At 34.2% G+C, this 18,988-nt stretch carries 15 protein-coding genes; 4 read left to right on the top strand and 11 right to left on the bottom strand.

Features of this window, described 5'->3' with window-relative positions; translation table 11 throughout:
- Window positions 1-10: 10 nt before the first annotated feature.
- The 9 genes from htpG to ACOOWA_RS09925 form a co-directional block, all read right to left on the bottom strand.
- A complete protein-coding gene (gene htpG, locus ACOOWA_RS09965; protein ID WP_421374948.1) occupies window positions 11-1,900 on the bottom strand; it encodes a molecular chaperone HtpG in 1,890 nt (629 codons plus the stop codon).
- A 354-nt stretch (window positions 1,901-2,254) separates the two neighbouring features.
- Entirely contained in the window at window positions 2,255-3,259 is a 1,005-nt protein-coding gene (recA, locus tag ACOOWA_RS09960; RefSeq protein WP_421374947.1) for a recombinase RecA, read from the bottom strand.
- A gap of 308 nt (window positions 3,260-3,567) precedes the next feature.
- The gene (locus tag ACOOWA_RS09955; protein ID WP_421374946.1) at window positions 3,568-4,764 is read right to left on the bottom strand and encodes an oxygenase MpaB family protein; all 1,197 of its coding nucleotides are present in this window, start codon (window positions 4,762-4,764) and stop codon (window positions 3,568-3,570) included.
- 70 nt (window positions 4,765-4,834) lie between these two features.
- Entirely contained in the window at window positions 4,835-5,413 is a 579-nt protein-coding gene (locus ACOOWA_RS09950) for a response regulator transcription factor (RefSeq protein WP_421374945.1), read from the bottom strand.
- A 71-nt stretch (window positions 5,414-5,484) separates the two neighbouring features.
- Complete coding sequence (locus ACOOWA_RS09945; RefSeq protein WP_421374944.1) at window positions 5,485-5,613, bottom strand: hypothetical protein; 129 nt, start codon at window positions 5,611-5,613, stop codon at window positions 5,485-5,487.
- A gap of 336 nt (window positions 5,614-5,949) precedes the next feature.
- Window positions 5,950-8,148, bottom strand: coding sequence for a reprolysin-like metallopeptidase (locus ACOOWA_RS09940; RefSeq protein ID WP_421374943.1), 2,199 nt, complete (start codon window positions 8,146-8,148; stop codon window positions 5,950-5,952).
- Between the two features lie 286 nt (window positions 8,149-8,434).
- Window positions 8,435-9,625: an ADP-forming succinate--CoA ligase subunit beta gene (sucC, locus tag ACOOWA_RS09935; protein WP_421374942.1), complete on the bottom strand. Its 1,191-nt coding sequence runs from the start codon at window positions 9,623-9,625 to the stop codon at window positions 8,435-8,437.
- Window positions 9,626-9,943: 318 nt separating this feature from the next.
- Window positions 9,944-10,330, bottom strand: coding sequence for a DUF423 domain-containing protein (locus ACOOWA_RS09930; protein ID WP_421374941.1), 387 nt, complete (start codon window positions 10,328-10,330; stop codon window positions 9,944-9,946).
- A 151-nt stretch (window positions 10,331-10,481) separates the two neighbouring features.
- Window positions 10,482-11,810, bottom strand: a complete 1,329-nt coding sequence (locus ACOOWA_RS09925) for a hydroxymethylglutaryl-CoA reductase, degradative (RefSeq protein WP_421374940.1) — start codon at window positions 11,808-11,810, stop codon at window positions 10,482-10,484.
- Window positions 11,811-11,946: 136 nt separating this feature from the next.
- On the opposite strand from ACOOWA_RS09925, the gene ACOOWA_RS09920 reads away from it, so the two are divergent.
- Complete coding sequence (locus ACOOWA_RS09920; protein WP_421374939.1) at window positions 11,947-13,203, top strand: putative DNA modification/repair radical SAM protein; 1,257 nt, start codon at window positions 11,947-11,949, stop codon at window positions 13,201-13,203.
- A 66-nt stretch (window positions 13,204-13,269) separates the two neighbouring features.
- Window positions 13,270-14,028: a TIGR03915 family putative DNA repair protein gene (locus tag ACOOWA_RS09915; RefSeq protein ID WP_421374938.1), complete on the top strand. Its 759-nt coding sequence runs from the start codon at window positions 13,270-13,272 to the stop codon at window positions 14,026-14,028.
- 166 nt (window positions 14,029-14,194) lie between these two features.
- Here the strand turns inward: ACOOWA_RS09915 and ACOOWA_RS09910 are convergent, their stop codons facing one another.
- Window positions 14,195-14,641 (bottom strand): GNAT family N-acetyltransferase, encoded by a 447-nt coding sequence (locus tag ACOOWA_RS09910; RefSeq protein WP_421374937.1) that lies wholly within the window; start codon window positions 14,639-14,641, stop codon window positions 14,195-14,197.
- Window positions 14,642-14,731: 90 nt separating this feature from the next.
- Window positions 14,732-16,222 (bottom strand): histidine ammonia-lyase, encoded by a 1,491-nt coding sequence (gene hutH, locus ACOOWA_RS09905; RefSeq protein WP_421374936.1) that lies wholly within the window; start codon window positions 16,220-16,222, stop codon window positions 14,732-14,734.
- 126 nt (window positions 16,223-16,348) lie between these two features.
- On the opposite strand from hutH, the gene ACOOWA_RS09900 reads away from it, so the two are divergent.
- Window positions 16,349-17,113, top strand: coding sequence for a hypothetical protein (locus ACOOWA_RS09900; RefSeq protein WP_421374935.1), 765 nt, complete (start codon window positions 16,349-16,351; stop codon window positions 17,111-17,113).
- Window positions 17,114-17,192: 79 nt separating this feature from the next.
- The gene (gene uvrC / locus ACOOWA_RS09895; RefSeq protein ID WP_421374934.1) at window positions 17,193-18,986 is read left to right on the top strand and encodes an excinuclease ABC subunit UvrC; all 1,794 of its coding nucleotides are present in this window, start codon (window positions 17,193-17,195) and stop codon (window positions 18,984-18,986) included.
- Window positions 18,987-18,988: the final 2 nt, after the last annotated feature.

Raw genomic sequence — 18,988 nt, 5'->3', positions numbered from 1 at the left:
TTTAGTTAAATTATTTTTCCAATTGCTGATAACTTCTCTGGATAAAGTCTGTCAACTCTTTTCCTTTCAGCAAATTCTGAGATAATTTCGCCAAATCTAAAGCGTGCTTGATCTGAGAATTTTTCTCTTCAGTATTTTCATTTGATAAAATTTTTGAAGCAAATTCGCTGTTAGAATTCACTACCAAATTGTACATTTCCGGGAAACCGCCCATTCCAAACATTCCGCCACCACCGGTTGCCTGCATATCTTTCATTCTGCGCATAAATTCGGGCTGAGTGATCGTAAAAGGCGCATCATTGCTGTCTAAATCTTCAAGCTGAACGGTGAATTTTTTATCGTTGATCGATTCTTCTACGTTTTTCTTCAAAGATTCTTTTTCAGTTTCATTTAGTTTAGAAATTGCTGGTTCGTCTTTCTTAATTAAATTATTAACATGATCTGCATCTACTCTTGCGAAAGAAATTTTCTCTTTTGAAGTTTCCAGTTTTTGAATTAAATGCGGAACGATCGGAGAATCTAAAAGTAAAACCTCATACCCTTTATCTTTTGCCGACTGAATATACGAGTGCTGTTCATCAGCATTTGTAGCATAAAGAATAACTAAGTTTCCATCCTTATCCGTTTGATTTAATTTAATTTTTTCCTCCAATTCATTCCAAAGGAAAAACTTACCGTCAGTTGTAGGATAGAGTGCAAATTTGTCAGATTTTTCGAAAAATTTATCTTCAGAAATCATTCCGTATTCAATCACGATTTTAATGTCGTTCCATTTTTTGTTGTAATCTTCACGGTTTTCATTAATTAACGAAGCCATTTTATCGCCTACTTTTTTCGTGATATATGAAGAAATTTTCTTCACTGCACCATCAGCTTGAAGATAAGAACGTGAAACATTCAACGGAATATCCGGAGAATCAATCACACCACGAAGCAACATCAAAAAGTCGGGAACAATTCCTTTGACCTCATCTGTCACGTAAACCTGATTTTGGTATAATTGAATTTTATCTTTTTCGATATTCAAATTGTTGCTCAATTTCGGAAAATAGAGAATTCCAGTTAAATTGAACGGATAATCTACATTCAAATGAATATTGAAAAGCGGCTCTTCAAACTGCATTGGGTACAATTCATGGTAAAAAGCTTTATAATCTTCGTCTTTCAATTCATTCGGAGCCTTCGTCCAGGCTGGAGTAGGATTGTTAACAATATTATCAACCTCAACCGTTTCTGCAACAGCGTCTTCTGCAGCATCTTCAGGTAAAGGAAGGGTTTCAGTTTTAGTTCCGAATTTAATGGGAACGGGCATGAATTTGTTGTATTTCGTCAACAACTCACGGATTTTATTTTCTTCTAAAAATTCTAAAGAATCTTGAGCAATATGAAGGATAATCTCTGTTCCTCTGTCAGATTTTTCAGCAGTTTCCAAAGTGAATTCCGGGCTTCCGTCGCAAATCCAGTGCACTGCAGATTCATCTTTGAAAGATTTAGAAATAATTTCCACTTTTTCCGCTACCATAAATGCAGAGTAAAAACCAAGTCCGAAATGCCCGATAATTCCTGAATCTTTTGCCGAATCTTTATATTTTTCCAAAAATTCCTCAGCTCCAGAAAATGCAACCTGGTTGATATATTTTTCAACTTCTTCGGCTGTCATTCCCAAACCTTGGTCAATGATGTGAAGTTTTTTATTTTCTTTGTCGATTTTAACTTCGATTTTCGGATTTCCGTATTCTACTTTAGCTTCTCCGATTGACGTTAAATGCTTTAATTTTAAAGTGGCATCTGTTGCGTTTGAGATTAATTCTCTCAAAAATATCTCGTGGTCGCTGTAAAGAAATTTTTTAATCAACGGAAAAATATTTTCCACCGATACATTAATACTTCCTTTCGTCATAATTTTATTTTTTTAATTTGATTATCAATTCTCAAAATAAATACCGTTTAGACAAAAGTGACAATTTGACATTTTTTTGTCTGGATGATTCTCATCATTCAAAATAAATAATGAATATCCGTGTATAGTAAAAATTTGATTTTAACTGTTTCTCTGTCACTCCGAAAGAAACTCAACACACTGAAATAAAGAATTTTGGATTTTTATGAAATGACAAAATGAATTAACAGTTTATATTTTGAACGAAAAACTTAATGGGGTTTCCAAAACCGTTAAATTAATTTCAGAAGTCCAGTTTATTGCAAAAAAAGACAGCCTAAAAGCTGTCTTCAATGTATTCATCAAAATAAGAAATTACTTCTTATTTGCAATTTCTTCTTTTACTTTGTTTTCAAGCTCTTCAGCCAGTTCAGGATTATCTTTCAACAAATCTCTAACTCCATCACGACCCTGACCTAATTTTGTATCACCGTAGCTGAACCAAGAACCGCTTTTCTTCACAACTCCCATATCTACTGCAGTGTCAAGAATTTCTCCTGTTTTAGAAACACCTTCACCATACATAATGTCAAATTCTGCCATTTTGAAAGGTGGGGCTACTTTGTTTTTCACAATTTTCACTTTTACACGGCTTCCAACAGCTTCATCACCGTTTTTAATTGGAGCAGAAGCTTTTCTGATGTCTACTCTTACTGAAGCGTAAAATTTCAATGCGTTACCTCCTGTCGTTGTTTCAGGGTTTCCGAACATGACACCGATTTTTTCTCTCAGCTGGTTGATGAAAATTACCGTACATTTTGTTCTTGAAATCGTAGCCGTTAATTTTCTCAAAGCCTGAGACATCAATCTTGCGTGAAGCCCCATTTTAGAATCTCCCATTTCACCTTCTATCTCCGCTTTTGGAGTTAAAGCGGCTACAGAGTCAATCACCACAATATCAATTGCTCCCGAACGAATCAGGTTGTCTGCAATTTCCAAAGCCTGTTCACCGTTATCCGGCTGAGAAATGATTAAGTTTTCAAGATCTATTCCTAATTTTGCTGCGTAACCTCTGTCGAAAGCATGCTCTGCATCAATAAACGCTGCAATTCCTCCGGCTTTTTGAGCTTCGGCAATTGCGTGTAAAGTTAAAGTTGTTTTACCCGAAGATTCCGGTCCGTAGATTTCAATGATTCTACCTCTTGGGTAACCACCAACGCCTAAAGCGATGTCTAGACCTAAAGACCCTGAAGGAATCACTTCGATGGTTGTATCGATTTCGCTGTCTCCTAAAGTCATTACGGTTCCTTTTCCGTAGGTTTTATCTAATTTTTCAAGCACTAAAGCGAGTGCTTTTTTCTTATCATCTATGTTGCTCATTCCGATTGTATATAATTTATCAAAAGTACAGAATTTTAATCTCAAAAACCAATATTTTAATCATAAGTCAATGGTAAAAACTGTTAAATTTTAAATTAACAATTCTCTAATCTAAGGGTTGGTAAATAATTTTATATGAAGAATATTTTTGAATATTCACTGAATATTCTAGCCTGGATTGAACGATTTGTCTGAGCTCTTTTTATGGTTGCTGAGCCTGTCGAAGTAATCATAAAAAAGCGAGTCGTGAAAGCCGGAAATAGCTCCAGAAAAAGTGAGTAATAAATAATGTATAATCAGTAATATACTTAGTGAAAATTTGAATTTTGAGTGATATTCAAATAGTCTTTCAAAACTTTCATTTGGTCTTTGTTTCCTTTTTTGATTCTTGCTTCACGGCTTACTGTGGAATCATAAATTTTATTAATGATTCTTTTAGTCATCGGAAAACCTTTTCTGAAAGGAACTTCGGGAATCTGCAGTCGTTTGCAAACGTCATCGCCTAACAAAAACCAAGTACAGCAAATATGCAGGTACCGCAGGTTTTTTCGCTGAAACTCATATTTTAAAATAGGATTTTCTAAAGATTCATTCAATAAAGAATGTGCCAGCAAAACAGAATCTTTGTCAGAAGGTGGCTGAATGGAAGTCCATAAATAAAAATATTCTGTTGCCTGTTTTTTGTTGTCCGGAAGAAGGTTTTCGGGAATTCCCAGCAAATATCCTACATACTTCCAAAGATGAAACAAGCCTTTTTCTTCTTTTTCAGAAAAAGTATTTCCCAATTTGTGTAAACTGTGAAGAAAAACCAGACTGAAACCCACATAAGTTGCCATCATATCCCATGAATTGATGGGTTCTCCCCAATTTTCGGCATCCCAGTTTTTGTAATGCTTTTTGATAGAAAGCCTTGCGTAAGAATGAATCAATCTTGTTTTAATGGCAAATTCATAGCCTTTTTTATGAACTTCAAGAGCATTATATCTTGTAACATTGACCCAAAAATCCAACGTTTCAGAAAGTCTTTTTACTGCACCTTTTTTCAGGGCTTCGGTAGCAATCAAAGGTTTGTTGAGGTAAGCGTAATCGTAACCGCCGATTAAACAGTAATCTCTGAGTGAAATCAAGGAATCGAGATTGCTTCGCATACATAATTCTGCACCGCTTTTAATTAAATCATAATCAAGCCAATCTGGAATTTCCTGAGTCTGAGCAAATAATTTCCAGACACTTTCAGGAACATCTTCATTTTCTGAAACTCCATTTCGGATGTACCGTTCGATTTCTCTCGACGCTTCTGTATATTTTCTCGTTAAATAGACATCTTTTACAACCTCATCACCAATTTCATCTACATGATAATAAAAATGCGAAAATTTTTCAAAGTCTTTGAAACTCAATTCTGCTCCGGAAAATTCAATCAGTTGTTTTCCGTTACCTTTTTTCCAAAAATCTATAAAATGAGGTGAATCTTTAAATCTTGGCTGTAAATTATGCTGCTTCATCACTGATAAAGATACAAGTTTCAAGCCGAAAATAAGTGGTGAGATTTGTCACTTTTAAATTTAGACTCTGCTAAATTAATCCTAAATCAAAAGCTTTTTTCACTAATTCTTTACTGTTTCTGCACTTGGTTTTCTTTAAAATATTTCTTCTGTGTGTACGAATGGTATGCTCGGAAAGCACCAAAACAGCAGAAATCTCTCTTCCCGAATATCCTTTAGCAATTAATGATAAAACTTCATTTTCACGTTTTGTAAGATGATCACCTTCTGTCTGCAATGACAAAAGATTTTGTTCAATTTTAAACTGATAAAAATCCTGTCTCGGACCAATCCCGGTAAGTAAAACGATATGCGAATTTTCTGAAGTAATATGCTGAATATTTGTATGAATATTAACCGACTGTATCAAAAACGAACTTTCATTCTCTAATGTATGAATCGCCTGATGATGAAAAAGCTCGTAATTTCCTTTTCTTGTTTTCATTCTGAAACAATAGCTTGGTTTCAAAAAACGCTGATGTTCACTTCCGATTTCAACCATTTTTTCAACGATTGTCTGTTCTGCTTTGATAACAAAAGGAATATCTGCAGGGTGAATCAAATCGATGATTTCTTTAAGATGGGAAGGATATTTTTTGAGTCCGTGCATCTTTAAAATATTTTCGTGATGATTTGATAATGTGCTATCTGCTAAATTTAAAACATAATAGTAAAACTCACCTACGGAAACATTTCACCGATAATTCTTTCTATCGGAGGAACTTTAAATTCTGTTTCGTTAAAATCTCTTATCCCGGGAAAAGTATTCCAGATCTCAATAAGAGGGTGATTTTCTTCAGAGATTTTCATTAACTCGGATTTAAACTTAAAAATAGTTAAATTTTCATAAAAAATACGCCCAAAGTGGTATTTTTTCATAGTAAATAATTCCTAATCTTTGTATGAAACTAATAACCATGAAGCCTTTTTCTGTACAAAGCTTTAAATAATTTATTTTAACTTAATTTTTGAGATCATAGAAAAATACCGATTTTTGAAATTAAATGAATCAGATTTCAAAATTCCTTGATGAGAAGTTTATTTTAATTGCACCATTTAACATTGTTTAAATGGTTTTTAATTTTATAAATCAAAAAAAATACGGCCAGATAACTCCAACCGTATTCTATATTTCAAGACTATTACTTACTTCTTAATAATCAGTTTTTCATTGTAAACTTCGCCGTTACTCATTTGTAAGGAAAGAATATAATTTCCGGATAAAAATCCGTCTGTTCTGATTTGATTATCACCTTTCAAATCTCCTGAACTTACCAGTTTTCCTGAAATATCATAGATCGTATATTTTGCCTGATCTGATTTGTTTTTAAACTTAATATTAATCACATCTTTCACAGGATTCGGATAAATTGCAAAAGTTTTCACTGCACTTTCCGATGTAGAAAGGAACGATTGAATAGAGAAATTTGAAGGATTCAATGCAAAATAAATATTTCCGACGGCCTTCACCATAATTCTCGCTGAAGCAACATTTTCATTAGGTAAATTTACTACAGCAGAACCGTTATTCGGAACGCTTGCCGCCAAAACAGTATTAAAATTTGCTCCATTATCTTTTGACAGAAGAATAGTAACATTTTGAGTATTAATTGTTCCGGTGTTTGTTCCCGCAACATCCCACGTTACTGTGATTGGGTTTTGTGCGCTGTAAGAGGCATTTGTAGGTTGAGAAGTTACTGCGAAAGGCCCGTCATTCGTAACCGTTACAACCATTGCGTCATTTGCAGCCTGATTTCCTGTTGCTTTATTATCATTTACCAGTAAAGCAAAGTTTAAAGTTCTTGCAACACTCGGTGTAACTTCCCATTTCGGAACCAAATTATTAGCCAAAACCGATGTCATATTGGGGAAGTACCTCATCGGAGAAGCTGACGGAAGGAATGAGCGGTAAACCGGACCTACAGTTGCAGTAGAAACCGGTGGCTGAGTGCTGCTTGTATTATTATATTGCTCCCATAAATAAGTTATCGGATCATTATTCGGATCAGTTCCGATTCCTGTTAGAACGAACGCAGTTCCTTTTGGAATAATATAATCTGCTCCTGCATCTGCTGTGGGAACTCCATTATTATTTGAAACTTTCGCAGAACAGTCGGTAGATCTCTGCAAGACCGCATACATTTGAACTACACTTGCCGCATGGAAATACGGATCGCTATTATTCTGAACATTATTATTCGATCCACAGATCCCTGCATACGCCATAATTGTAGTTCCGCTTCCCGGTTCGTATGCTGTAGCTGTGCTTGCGTTACCACTACAAGATCCTGTATTTGCTCTGAAAGTGTGCGATCCTCCAAATTGATGCCCCATTTCATGAGCTACATAATCAATGTCAAAAGGATCACCGACCGGAGCTCCGGAACCTGTAACGCCTCCTGCTTTATTTGTAGTACAAACAGAACCTAAATAAGCGACTCCACCTCCACCAGTACTGAAAACGTGGCCAATATCGTAATTAGCCGAGCCAATAATATTATTTACATTTGAAATATTTTCGCCCAGCATGGTAGAGCCATTATTGTTTGTGTAAGGGTCTGTACTGCCGTTTGTATAAATCAAAAGACTGTTATTTGCTACCATGACCATTGTAGCAGAAATTGTTTTTTCATACACACCATTTACCCTTGTCATCGTAGTTGCCATTGCACTCATAGCTCCGGGAATGCCTCCGTGGTACGTAGTATATTCTCCAGTTGCAGCCAATGCCAATCTGTAAGTTCTGAATTGTCCGTCGGAAACTAAAGGTGCTTTTTTCTGAACAGAAATATTCTGATCTGTATTTTGATCTAACAGATCTTCAACATGACATTCAAAAAGCCGGTCATTTTTTGGAAGATCTTTCCTTTTATATAAAATAAACGAAGAATTATCCTGAGTATAACTATCCAAGTAACTCACATCCCAATTATCAAAGTACATTACACTGATTCCTGTTTGTGGCGTTAAGCTAAAACGAATGGTATTCGAAGGATTTCCTTTTTCCCAACCGGTATAAGATCTTATTTCAGGGAATTGAGCTTGTAATTCCGGTGCCATAACAGATGCTTCCTGAACAACATAATCCCTAACTCCACCATTAGAATCCGGAAATTTAATTATCAAACTTTCATTGTTTGAAAAACGTTGTGGCGCATTTTTAAGATCAGATTTTATTTTATCTAAATCTAGCTGATAAAGTGAGAAAGTTTTAGGAGTTACCCATCTTGGTTTTAATTCTCCTCTTTCAACATTATTGTCTTTCCGTTTAGACCAGTAATTTTGCTGCCCAAAACTTTGCCCTGCAATCAACAGGCAAGAGATAATAAATATTTTTGCTTTCATTAATTTTAACTTTTTTAATTTATTAATATTTAGTGACGATTTTTTTAAAACTTATTTAAACTTTTATTTAACCACAAAAGAGGCAAAAGATTTAAATATTACTATTTAAAGTTTATGAGTATAAAAAGCACACAAAACTTTAGTTTAAACAGTCTTAATATATTTTTATCCTCTTTAAAATAATTTAGTATAAAAATAATAATTAAAATACCACGAAAATAATTTTTTAACAAAAAAACCGCTTTCTTTCGAAAACGGATTTTATATTTCAAAGTTTACTTAGTAATTAAGCTAAAACTTCTTTTACTTTATTTGCAGCTTCTTCTAAAGTAATTGCAGAGTGAATCGGCAATCCGGCTTCGTCAATTAATTTTTTAGCTTCCACAGCATTAGTTCCCTGTAATCTTACGATCAATGGAACAGGAAGGCTTCCCATTGCGTGATAAGCGTCTACAACACCCTGAGCAACTCTGTCACATCTTACAATACCTCCGAAGATATTGATCAAAATAGCTTTTACGTTTGGATCTCTCAAGATAATTCCGAAAGCAGTCTGTACTCTCGCAGCATCTGCAGTTCCACCAACGTCTAAGAAGTTTGCAGGGTTACCACCAGATAATTTGATGATATCCATAGTTGCCATTGCAAGACCAGCTCCGTTTACCATACAAGCAACGTTACCGTCTAATTTTACGAAGTTAAGACCAGCTTCACCAGCTTCAACATCGATAGGATCTTCTTCTCTTGTATCTCTAAGCGCTTCAAGATCCTTGTGACGGAACAATGAATTACCATCTAAAGTTACTTTAGCATCTACCGCGATAATTTTGTTATCAGAAGTTTTCAAAACCGGGTTGATTTCGAAAAGAGAAGCATCAATTCCTACATAAGCATTATATAAAGAAGTGATGAATTTTGTGAATTCTTTAAAAGCATTCCCTTCAAGACCTAAATTAAAGGCAATTTTTCTAGCCTGGAAACCCTGAAGACCTAAAGTAGGATCAATTAATTCATTGTGAATCAAATGAGGTGTTACTTCTGCAACGTGCTCAATATCCATACCTCCTTCAGTAGAATATACAATTGTATTTTTACCTTCAGCTCTGTCTAAAAGAATAGAAACATAAAATTCTTTAGTTTCAGATTCTCCTGGATAATAAACGTCTTCTGCAACCAATACAGAGTTTACCAATTTACCTTCAGCAGAAGTTTGTGGAGTGATCAACTGCATTCCGATGATGTTTCCGGCATTTTCTTTAAGTTTATCCATGTTTGGAGAAAACTTTACACCACCACCTTTACCACGACCACCTGCGTGAATCTGTGCTTTTACAACCCAAGCCTGAGCTCCGGTTTCAGCAGTCAATTTCTCAGCAGCTGCTACAGCTTCTTCTACGTTGTTTGCAACGAAACCACGTTGGATAGCTACTCCATACTTTGATAAAATCTCTTTAGATTGATACTCGTGAAGATTCATATTATTTTTATTATTTTATTTTAATATTTAAAGGTTGACAAATTTAATAAAAAGACACGGAAATTCAAGTTTATTAGATTAAAAATTAAGATGATATTTATTCTTTCACCAAGTTTCCTTTCATGCATTTATATTCCAAATGTATAGTTTGTTTAAAGTTCTTTTAAAAACATGAAATAATGAAGGTTAATAATTTTAAGCATCAAAAAACTGATTTTATCATATTGCTTAACTTTCACTTTAGTAAATCTTAAAATTATGATCAGATTTAATTCTTAAAAGCTCAAATTTCTTAATGATTCAAAATATTTTTTTTTATTACATTCTATTTTTCACAAAATAAAAAATCAACATCAACCAGCTTAAAATCATAAACAATCCTCCCAGCGGTGTAATGGGGCCTAAAAATTTAAGATTTATTCCGAAATGATCCTGTAAACTTAAGCCGTAAATACTGAAAGAAAACAGCATTGTTCCTACAATCATCAAAATGGAAATCCACTTTTGAGATGAAGTGTCGAATTTTAAAATATACCCAACAATCAATAAAAAGAATGCAGCGTACATTTGATATCTTACTCCTGTTTCAAAGCTTTCCAGTCTTTCCACAGATAAAATTTTCTTTAAAGCATGAGCTCCGAAAGCTCCTAAAATAACGGATAACATTCCGTAAGCTGCTCCGAATACTAAAGTAATTGTTTTCATTTGTAAATTATAATCTTAAATAGTAATGATAATGCTCCGATTGCTATAAAAATCCAGGCGAATTTCTTATTTTGAGCAAATCCAGGATTTTTTGTTACTTTCAGAAATACCCCGAAAGCCAACATTAAAGCAGCGACAATAATTCCAAACATTATTGAGCTCTTAATCTGTTAAACTCATTAATAACCTCATGATGAGAAACCGTTTTATCTTTAAAATAAGTTACGAAATGTTGTTTCTCATCTTCCGTTGCTCCCATTTGATTTAAAATATTCAAAAGATGCATTTTCATATGACCTTTCTGAATTCCTGTTGTCACCAAAGAACGAAGTGCTCCAAAATTCTGAGCCAAACCAGAAACTGCCAAAATACTCATTAATTCCTGAGCTGAAGGTTTTCCAAGAAGTGCTAACGAGAATTTTACCAAAGGATGAAGATTTGTTAAACCACCAACAACTCCTATAGAAATTGGCAGATCAATCCAGAATCTGAAAATTCCGTTATCAATTGTACAATGCGTTAATGAAGAATATCTTCCGTCTTTTGAAGCGTAAGCATGTGCACAAGCTTCTGTTGCTCTGAAATCATTTCCGGTTGCAATGACAACTGCATCAACTCCATTCATAATCCCTTTATTGTGCGTCGTTGCACGGAAAGGTTCAATTTCTGCAATTGTTACGGCCTGTTTGAATTTTCTTGCAAATTCTTCATTAGAAATTCCGCTGTCGTCTTTTAAATCTTCAATTTTACAGGAAACTTCAGCTCTTACGACACAATCCGGAGTAAAATTTGAAAGAATATTCATTACAATTTGTAACGAATTTTTCTCGTCCTGCGTGAAATCTTCACTGATTGCAATTTCCTGCTTTAAAGTTTTACCAAACTGCTCCAGACATGAATTGATAAAGTTGGCTCCCATAGAATCTACCGTATCAAAACTAGCTTTCAACTGATAATAATTCGGCATTTCAGACGTTTTGTCGACTAATTTTATGTCTAAAATTCCACCGCCACGATTTCTCATGTTGGCTGTAATCGCTTCTGTAGTTTCAAAAAGCTTTTTCTTTAAGTTAAAATTAAAAAAATGCTGGAGTTTATGAGATTCTACATCGATGATAAAATGAGTATGACCTAATTTTTCGGTATTGATAATAGTTGTTTTGAAACCCCCTTTATCGATCCAGAATTTTGCAGCTTTTGAAGCAGCAGCAACCACTGAACTTTCTTCAACCGCCATTGGCAAAGCAAACAATTTTCCGTTGATTAAAAAATTGGGCGCAATTCCGTAAGGCATATAAAAATTGGAAATTGTGTTTTCAGAAAATTCGTCGTGAAGTTTCTGTAATTCTGTATTTTCGTTCCAATATTGATTGAGTATATTTTGATAATCCTGATTTCCTTCGAGATATTCGTTGACCAGCCAGTCAATCTTTCCCTGCTTGGTTAATTTTGAAAAACCTTCAACCGGTTTATGATTCATAACATAAATTTAATGACCGTAAATATACTAAATTTGCTTTGGAAAGTTTGAATAAGTTTGTTTTAAAAACACTGACTTTTCTCAATTTTGGACTTAATTTTGTTACAGAAAACAGATACTTTAAACCTAAAATAAAATGAATTTCGACCGTGTAAAAGAGAAACTTGAAATACTTGCAAACGCTGCAAAGTATGATGTTTCATGCTCTTCAAGCGGTGGAAAAAGAAAAAATAACGGTGGTTTAGGTGACAGCTCGGCGAGCGGAATCTGTCATACTTATACAGAAGATGGTCGTTGCGTTTCTCTTCTGAAAATTCTTTTGACCAATCACTGTATTTACGACTGTATTTATTGCGTTTCCAGAAAATCAAATGATATTAAGCGCGCTGCATTTACGGTGGAAGAAGTGGTTGATTTAACCATCAGTTTTTATCGCAGAAATTACATTGAAGGATTATTTTTAAGTTCAGGAATTTTCAAAGATGCGGATACCACGATGGAACGTTTGGTTCGTGTTGCTAAAAAATTGAGAATTGAACATAATTTCAACGGTTATATTCATCTCAAATCAATTCCCGGAGCGAGTGATGATTTGATGAATGAAGCTGCACTTTATGCAGACCGATTATCCGTTAACCTGGAAATTCCAACTGAATCTGGTTTGAAATTATTGGCTCCCGATAAAAACCGTGAAGATATGCTTCAGCCGATGAGAATTGTTCAAAAAGGAATTCAGCAATATAAAGACGAGAAAAAAATCATCCGAAGCGCTCCAAAATTTGCTCCTGCAGGACAATCGACTCAAATGATTGTGGGCGCAACCAATGAAAACGATTTGCAAATCATCAAAGTTGCCGATCATTTTTACAAAAATTACGGAATGAAAAGGGTTTATTATTCAGGCTACATTCCGGTAACCGTTGACAATCGTTTACCTGCAATTACGGCGGAAGTTCCTGTTTTACGGGAAAATAGATTGTATCAATCGGATTGGCTGATGCGTTTTTATGGTTTTAAGGCTGATGAAATTTTAGATTTTAATATGCCTTTTCTGGATCTGGAAGTGGATCCGAAATTGAGCTGGGCTTTGCGACATTTAGATCAGTTTCCTGTAAATCTTCAAACTGCTGATTATAAAATGATTCTCAGAATTCCCGGAATTGGTGTGAAAACTGCACAGAAAATTGTAAGTGCAAGAAAATTTCAGGTTTTGAATATTGATCATCTAAAGAAATTGGGAGCTGCTGTAAACCGAGCAAAATATTTCATTGATTTTACTTATGGAAATATATTTTTAAGACATTTAACTGATTTGAATTTAAGAAAATTAATTATTGGCGGAAGTCAGTCTAAATTTCAGAATCAGTTTTCGCAGCAGTTGACTTTATTTTAAACACAAATTTCACGAATATTTTTTCACGGATAACACTAATACCCTCTACAACTCTCCTACTCAAAAATGAACACGCTTCTCTACGACGGCAGTTTCGACGGACTTTTCACAGCAATATTTGAAGTTTTTGAATATAAATATAAAGATGTTGAAATTTGTAGCAGAGAAAGTTTTCAGCAGGAAAATATGTTTGCAGAGATCCATGAGGTTGTTACACAACAGGAAAAATCGGAGCGAGTTTTGAATAAATTAGAAAAAAGTATTGGAAAATCAGGAATTAACGATTTACTTCGTGTCTATCTTTCTGAAAACAGCGAACTGGAACAGCTGATTTTATCTATTGTAAGGCAATCTATAAAATTCCCAAATGAGAATATTCTGAAAAATTTTGCTAATGACGACGTTTTGAAAGTTTCAAAATTATGCAAGTCCATCAGCAGAGAACGTCATCGAATGACCGCTTTTGTACGGTTTGAAAAATTGCAGGACGATATTTATTTTGCCAAAATAGATCCGGATTTTAATGTTTTACCTTTAATAAGAAAACATTTCAAAGATCGATACGCCGACCAAAAATGGATGATTTATGATTTAAGAAGACATTACGGTTTGTTTTATGATCTGGAAAACTGCGAATTCTTTTATCCAGATGAAAAATTAGATTTAAACCAGTATCAACAGAAATTTCACGAGGAAGAAAAAAAATATCAAACGTTGTGGCAAAGTTATTTTACCAAAACAAATATTAAAGAGAGGAAAAATACCAAGCTTCATATTCAGCATGTTCCAAAACGGTATTGGAAATATCTGACGGAGAAATGGTAAAAATATAATTCTTACATAAAATATTGAACTCCTACGGAGTTCTAATTGTTGGTTTTATTATTATCCTACAAAGCTATCGCTCCTCCGGAGCTGTTCGTGGGAAATGGCAAATAAGCCAAATTACTTTCACAAAAAAGTCGGACTAAAGCCCGACTCAATTGATATTTTATATAGTTTTTTCATAACAGACACTTGCATCAACTCCAATATATTGACCATAGTTTGGAATTCTATGATAACCACTTTTTTCATAGACTGAAAGTGCTTCATTTTGCTCCAACGAACTTTCTAATACAGCTTTCTCATAACCAATTTCTTTCGCCCAAGTTTCAAGTTCTTTTACAATTGCAGTTGCCAAACCTCTTTTTCTGAATTCCGGATTGGTATACATTCTTTTGATTTCAACCGTTTTATAGTCAAACTTTTTGAAAGCTCCACAAGCAACAGGAAATTCATCTACATAAATTACGATACAGTTTTTAATCATATCAATTTTATTAAACTGGTCAAAAAACGCATGATTCTCACCATTACGAATGGCCAAATCTGCATCTAAAAGCTTAACTAAATTTTGAAAATCTATATTTGAAGAATCTGTTCTAAAGATTTGCATGTTACTTAGGTTAAAATTTCTCTCGTAGATTTAGCAAATTTCGTTGAAAATAAAATCATTTCAACCTGTTTAATCTGTGAGATATTTAAATTAAAAATTCACTACAAATTTTCTTTCATTAATCAACTCAGCAATTGCCAACATATCTTTTCCGATTAATCGGTCATCTTCCAGTTTATCAACTTTTGAACGAAGAATCGCAAAGTTTTCTTCAATGATTTTTGAGCATTTAGCAGGTCTTCTGAATTCTAAACCTTGTGCAGCAAACATTAATTCAACTGCCAAAATATTGACTAAGTTTCCAAGTACCTGATTAAATTTCCTTCCCGAAATACTTCCCATCGAAACATGATCTTCCTGACCTAAACTTGTAGGAATAGAATCTGCAGAAGCCGGGAAACAAAGTGTCTTATTCTCTGTCACCAAAGCTGCGGAAGTATATTGAGGAATCATAAATCCTGAATTTAAACCAGAGCTTTCCGTTAATAATCTTGGCAAGCCATACTTTCCTTCCAATAACAAATAACTTCTTCTGTCTGAAATATTTCCTAATTCCGCCACTGCTAAAGTTGCATAATCCAAAGGCATCGCCATCAATTGTCCGTGGAAGTTTCCTCCCGAAATAGATTCTTCAGCACTTAAAACAATCGGATTATCTGTCACAGAATTCAATTCAGTTTCTGCCATCTTTTTCAAATGCTCAAAAGCATTTCTACTTGCTCCGTGAACCTGCGGAACACATCTCATAGAGTAAGGATCCTGCACTCTGTCGCAATATTCATGTGCTTTAAGATTATCAGAATTTTTCAAAAACTTAAGCATTCTTGCCGCTACTTTTTTACTTCCTTCAAATGGTCTGATATCATGAAGTTCCTTCTTAAACGGACTTGACGAACCCCTGTAAGCTTCCAGGCTCATTGCAGCAGTCATATCTGCTAAATCCAGAAGATATTCAAACTTTTCTAAACCTTTTATCGCATGAGCCAGAATAAACTGAGTTCCGTTAATTAAACCTAAACCTTCTTTCGGTCCTAAAACCAATGGTTCAAGATTGTTTTTTTCTAAAATTTCGGCAGTTTCGAATATTTCGTTTCCGACCCAAACCTGTCCGAGACCTAAAAGTGGCAAAACCAAATGTGAAAGCGGCGCCAAATCTCCTGAAGCTCCTACAGAACCCTGCTCAGGAACCACAGGAATAATGTCTTTTTCAAGCATTACAATAAAACGCTCAATTACTTCCAGAGAAACTCCCGAAAAACCTTTAGACAAAGCATGAACTTTCGCAATCATCATGATTTTTGAAAATTCTTTATCAATAGGTTTTCCTACACCAACTGCGTGAGAAATAATTAAATTATATTGAAGCTGCGCTGTTTCATCAGGTGAAATTTTTGTATCACAAAGAGGTCCGAATCCTGTATTAATACCATAAACACACCGATCTGACTCTACAATCTGTCTTACATTATCCTGAGATTTTAAAATCTGTTCTTTCGCCTCCTTACTTAATTGAGCTTTATTTGGATTCTTACAGATTTCCAAAACATCGTGAAAACTGAAAGTATCTATACCGTAAATCATTTTTAAAAATTTGCCTAAAAATACACATTTTGATGCATATTGAAAAAGTCATCTTCGAAGGATAAAATAATTCAGCAGTAAGTCATTTATTTTACTATTTTTATCCCCGATTAAAAACTAATTTATATGAAATTTAAAGCTTTATTACTGGCTCTTTCTTTAATGAGCATTTCTACTTTTGCGCAGGAAAAAGTAAAATATACAAAAGATCAAATCAAGAAAATGGAACAGTATCTTTTTAATGAAGGATTTCCTGGCCCATCCACAAAAAAAATATCAACCATCATCTCAAAAGACGGAACTGTTAACAAAGGATATTGCGATAATATTGAAACCAAAAAAGGTCAGATTTACGAAATTTCTATAAAAGACAGTGCTACGAAAAAGCACATGGTTTTCAATGCAGACAACGTGAGCGAAATGTACATTTACCCTACCAAATTGGCAAAAATTTTGAAAGTCGGTAAACACATGACTAACCTGAGAAGCTTAAACACAAAAAAATTGAGTAAAAATACGCCGGATGGTCAAATTCAATTTGTCAACCAAAACGTTTCGTTAAAAAACAAAAAAGACGAAAAAGAGTTTTTGATGCAATTGATTAATCCTGAATTCAGTGACGTCATAGCTGTTTATAATGATCCGAGAGCAAAAGAAACTTCGGGTATGACCGTAGGATTTGGGATGCAGCTTGGTGGCGGACTTGCAAAATCTTACTATGTAAAAAAAGGAGAGAAAGTAATGTGGCTTCACAAAGATGATTTTGAAGACAATTATGATTTCTTATTCGGTGACAATGCAGAATTCATGAAAAAATATCCTAAAAAATCTGTAGAATGGGGATTTTTCAGTTTTTTAGTTAACGAATATACCGAAATGAGCAACGGATAAAATTAAATTTAAGACATAATAAAGCTGTAGAAATTTCTGCAGCTTTTTTTTGTGCATCATAATTGCTTAAATTTGTTCTATGAATCCTTCTTTAGAACTACAGCTTAAAACTTTACCTTCCGAACCCGGCGTTTATCGATATTATGATAAAAATGAAAATCTTCTGTACGTTGGAAAGGCAAAAAACCTAAAGAAAAGAGTCCTTTCTTATTTCAACAAAACACTTTCAGGTTATCGTACCCGAATTATGGTTGGAAAAATCAACCGTTTAGAAACTACCATTGTTAATAGTGAGTATGATGCACTATTATTGGAAAACAATCTGATAAAAGAACATCAGCCTTTTTATAATGTAATGTTGAAAGATGACAAAACCTATCCGTGGATTTGCATTAAAAATGAAAATTTTCCTAGAATTTTTCTTACAAGAAATAAAATAAAAGACGGTTCTGAGTATTACGGACCTTACGCAAAAGTGCGCCCTGCAAAAATTTTACTGGATACGATTAAACATATTTATAAGCTCCGTACCTGTAACTTAAATTTAGCTCCTGCAAAAATTGAGGAAGGAAAATACAAAGTTTGCCTGGAGTTTCACATTAAAAACTGTGAAGGACCTTGCGAAGGTCTTGAAAGCAAAGAAGATTATGATGAAAAAGTAAATGCCATTAGAGGAATTATAAAAGGAGATTTCCGGTATGCGAAAGAATATCTGATGAACCAGATGACTAAATATGCATCAAATTTACAGTTTGAAAATGCTCAGATGATCAAAGAAAGATTGAATATTCTGGAAGATTATCAGGCGAAACACACCGTGGTAAACCCAAATATAGATGACGTGGATGTTTTTGCGATGACGAGTGATGAAACCGCTGCATATATCAATTATTTTAAAATAAGAAACGGAAATATCATCCAAAGTTTCACCACAGAAATCAAAAAAATGCTTGAGGAAACCGATGAAGAAATCATGGAAGAAGCTTTAATTGAAATCCGTCAGAAATTTAATTCAGATTCTAAAGAAGTCTTGCTGCCTTTTCATTTAAGTGTTGAAATTCCGAATGTAAAACTGATTGTTCCTAAAATGGGTGATAAGAAAAGAATCGTTGAACTTTCGGAAAAAAATGCTAAAGAATACAGAATTGAAAAACTAAAGCAGGTGCAGATTGTAGATCCCGAAAGGCATTCTAACAGAATTATGGCAGAAATGCAAAAGTTACTGAGAATGCCCGTTGAACCGAGACATATTGAAGGTTTTGACAACTCGAATATTCAGGGAACCCATCCTGTTTCAGCGTGTGTTGTTTTCAAAAATGGAAAAGCCAGCAAAGCCGATTATCGAATTTTTCATCCTAAAACAGTTGTTGGTCCGGATGATTTTAAAACAATGGAGGAAGTCATTTTCAGACGCTATAAAAGAATGTTGGAAGAAGGCGAAAGTTTACCCCAATTAATTCTGATTGACGGTGGAAAAGGGCAATTATCTTCCGCAGTAAAAAGTTTAAAACTTCTGGGACTTTACGGAAAAATAACCATCGTAGGAATCGCAAAAAGACTGGAAGAGATTTTCTTTCCCGAAGATCCCATTCCTTTATATTTAGATAAAAAATCTGAAACACTGAAGATATTACAGCAGGTACGTGACGAAGCCCATCGTTTTGGAGTAAGACATCACCGAACAAGAAGAAAAAACTCAACCATAAAATCTGAACTGGAAGAAATTCCGGGTGTTGGAGAAAAGACAATTGAGATGCTCTTATCTAAACTGAAATCGGTAAAAAGAATTAAAGAATCTAATCTCGAAACTTTAGAAGAAATCTTAGGTAAATCTAAAGCAAAAGTAATCTGGGATTTTTTCAATGCAGAATAAAA

The sequence above is a fragment of the Chryseobacterium sp. GP-SGM7 genome, assembly GCF_049166575.1.
Lineage (GTDB): Bacteria > Bacteroidota > Bacteroidia > Flavobacteriales > Weeksellaceae > Chryseobacterium.
The sequence above is the reverse complement of the archived record's forward strand: the minus strand, read 5'-3'. Positions and strand labels throughout refer to the sequence as shown.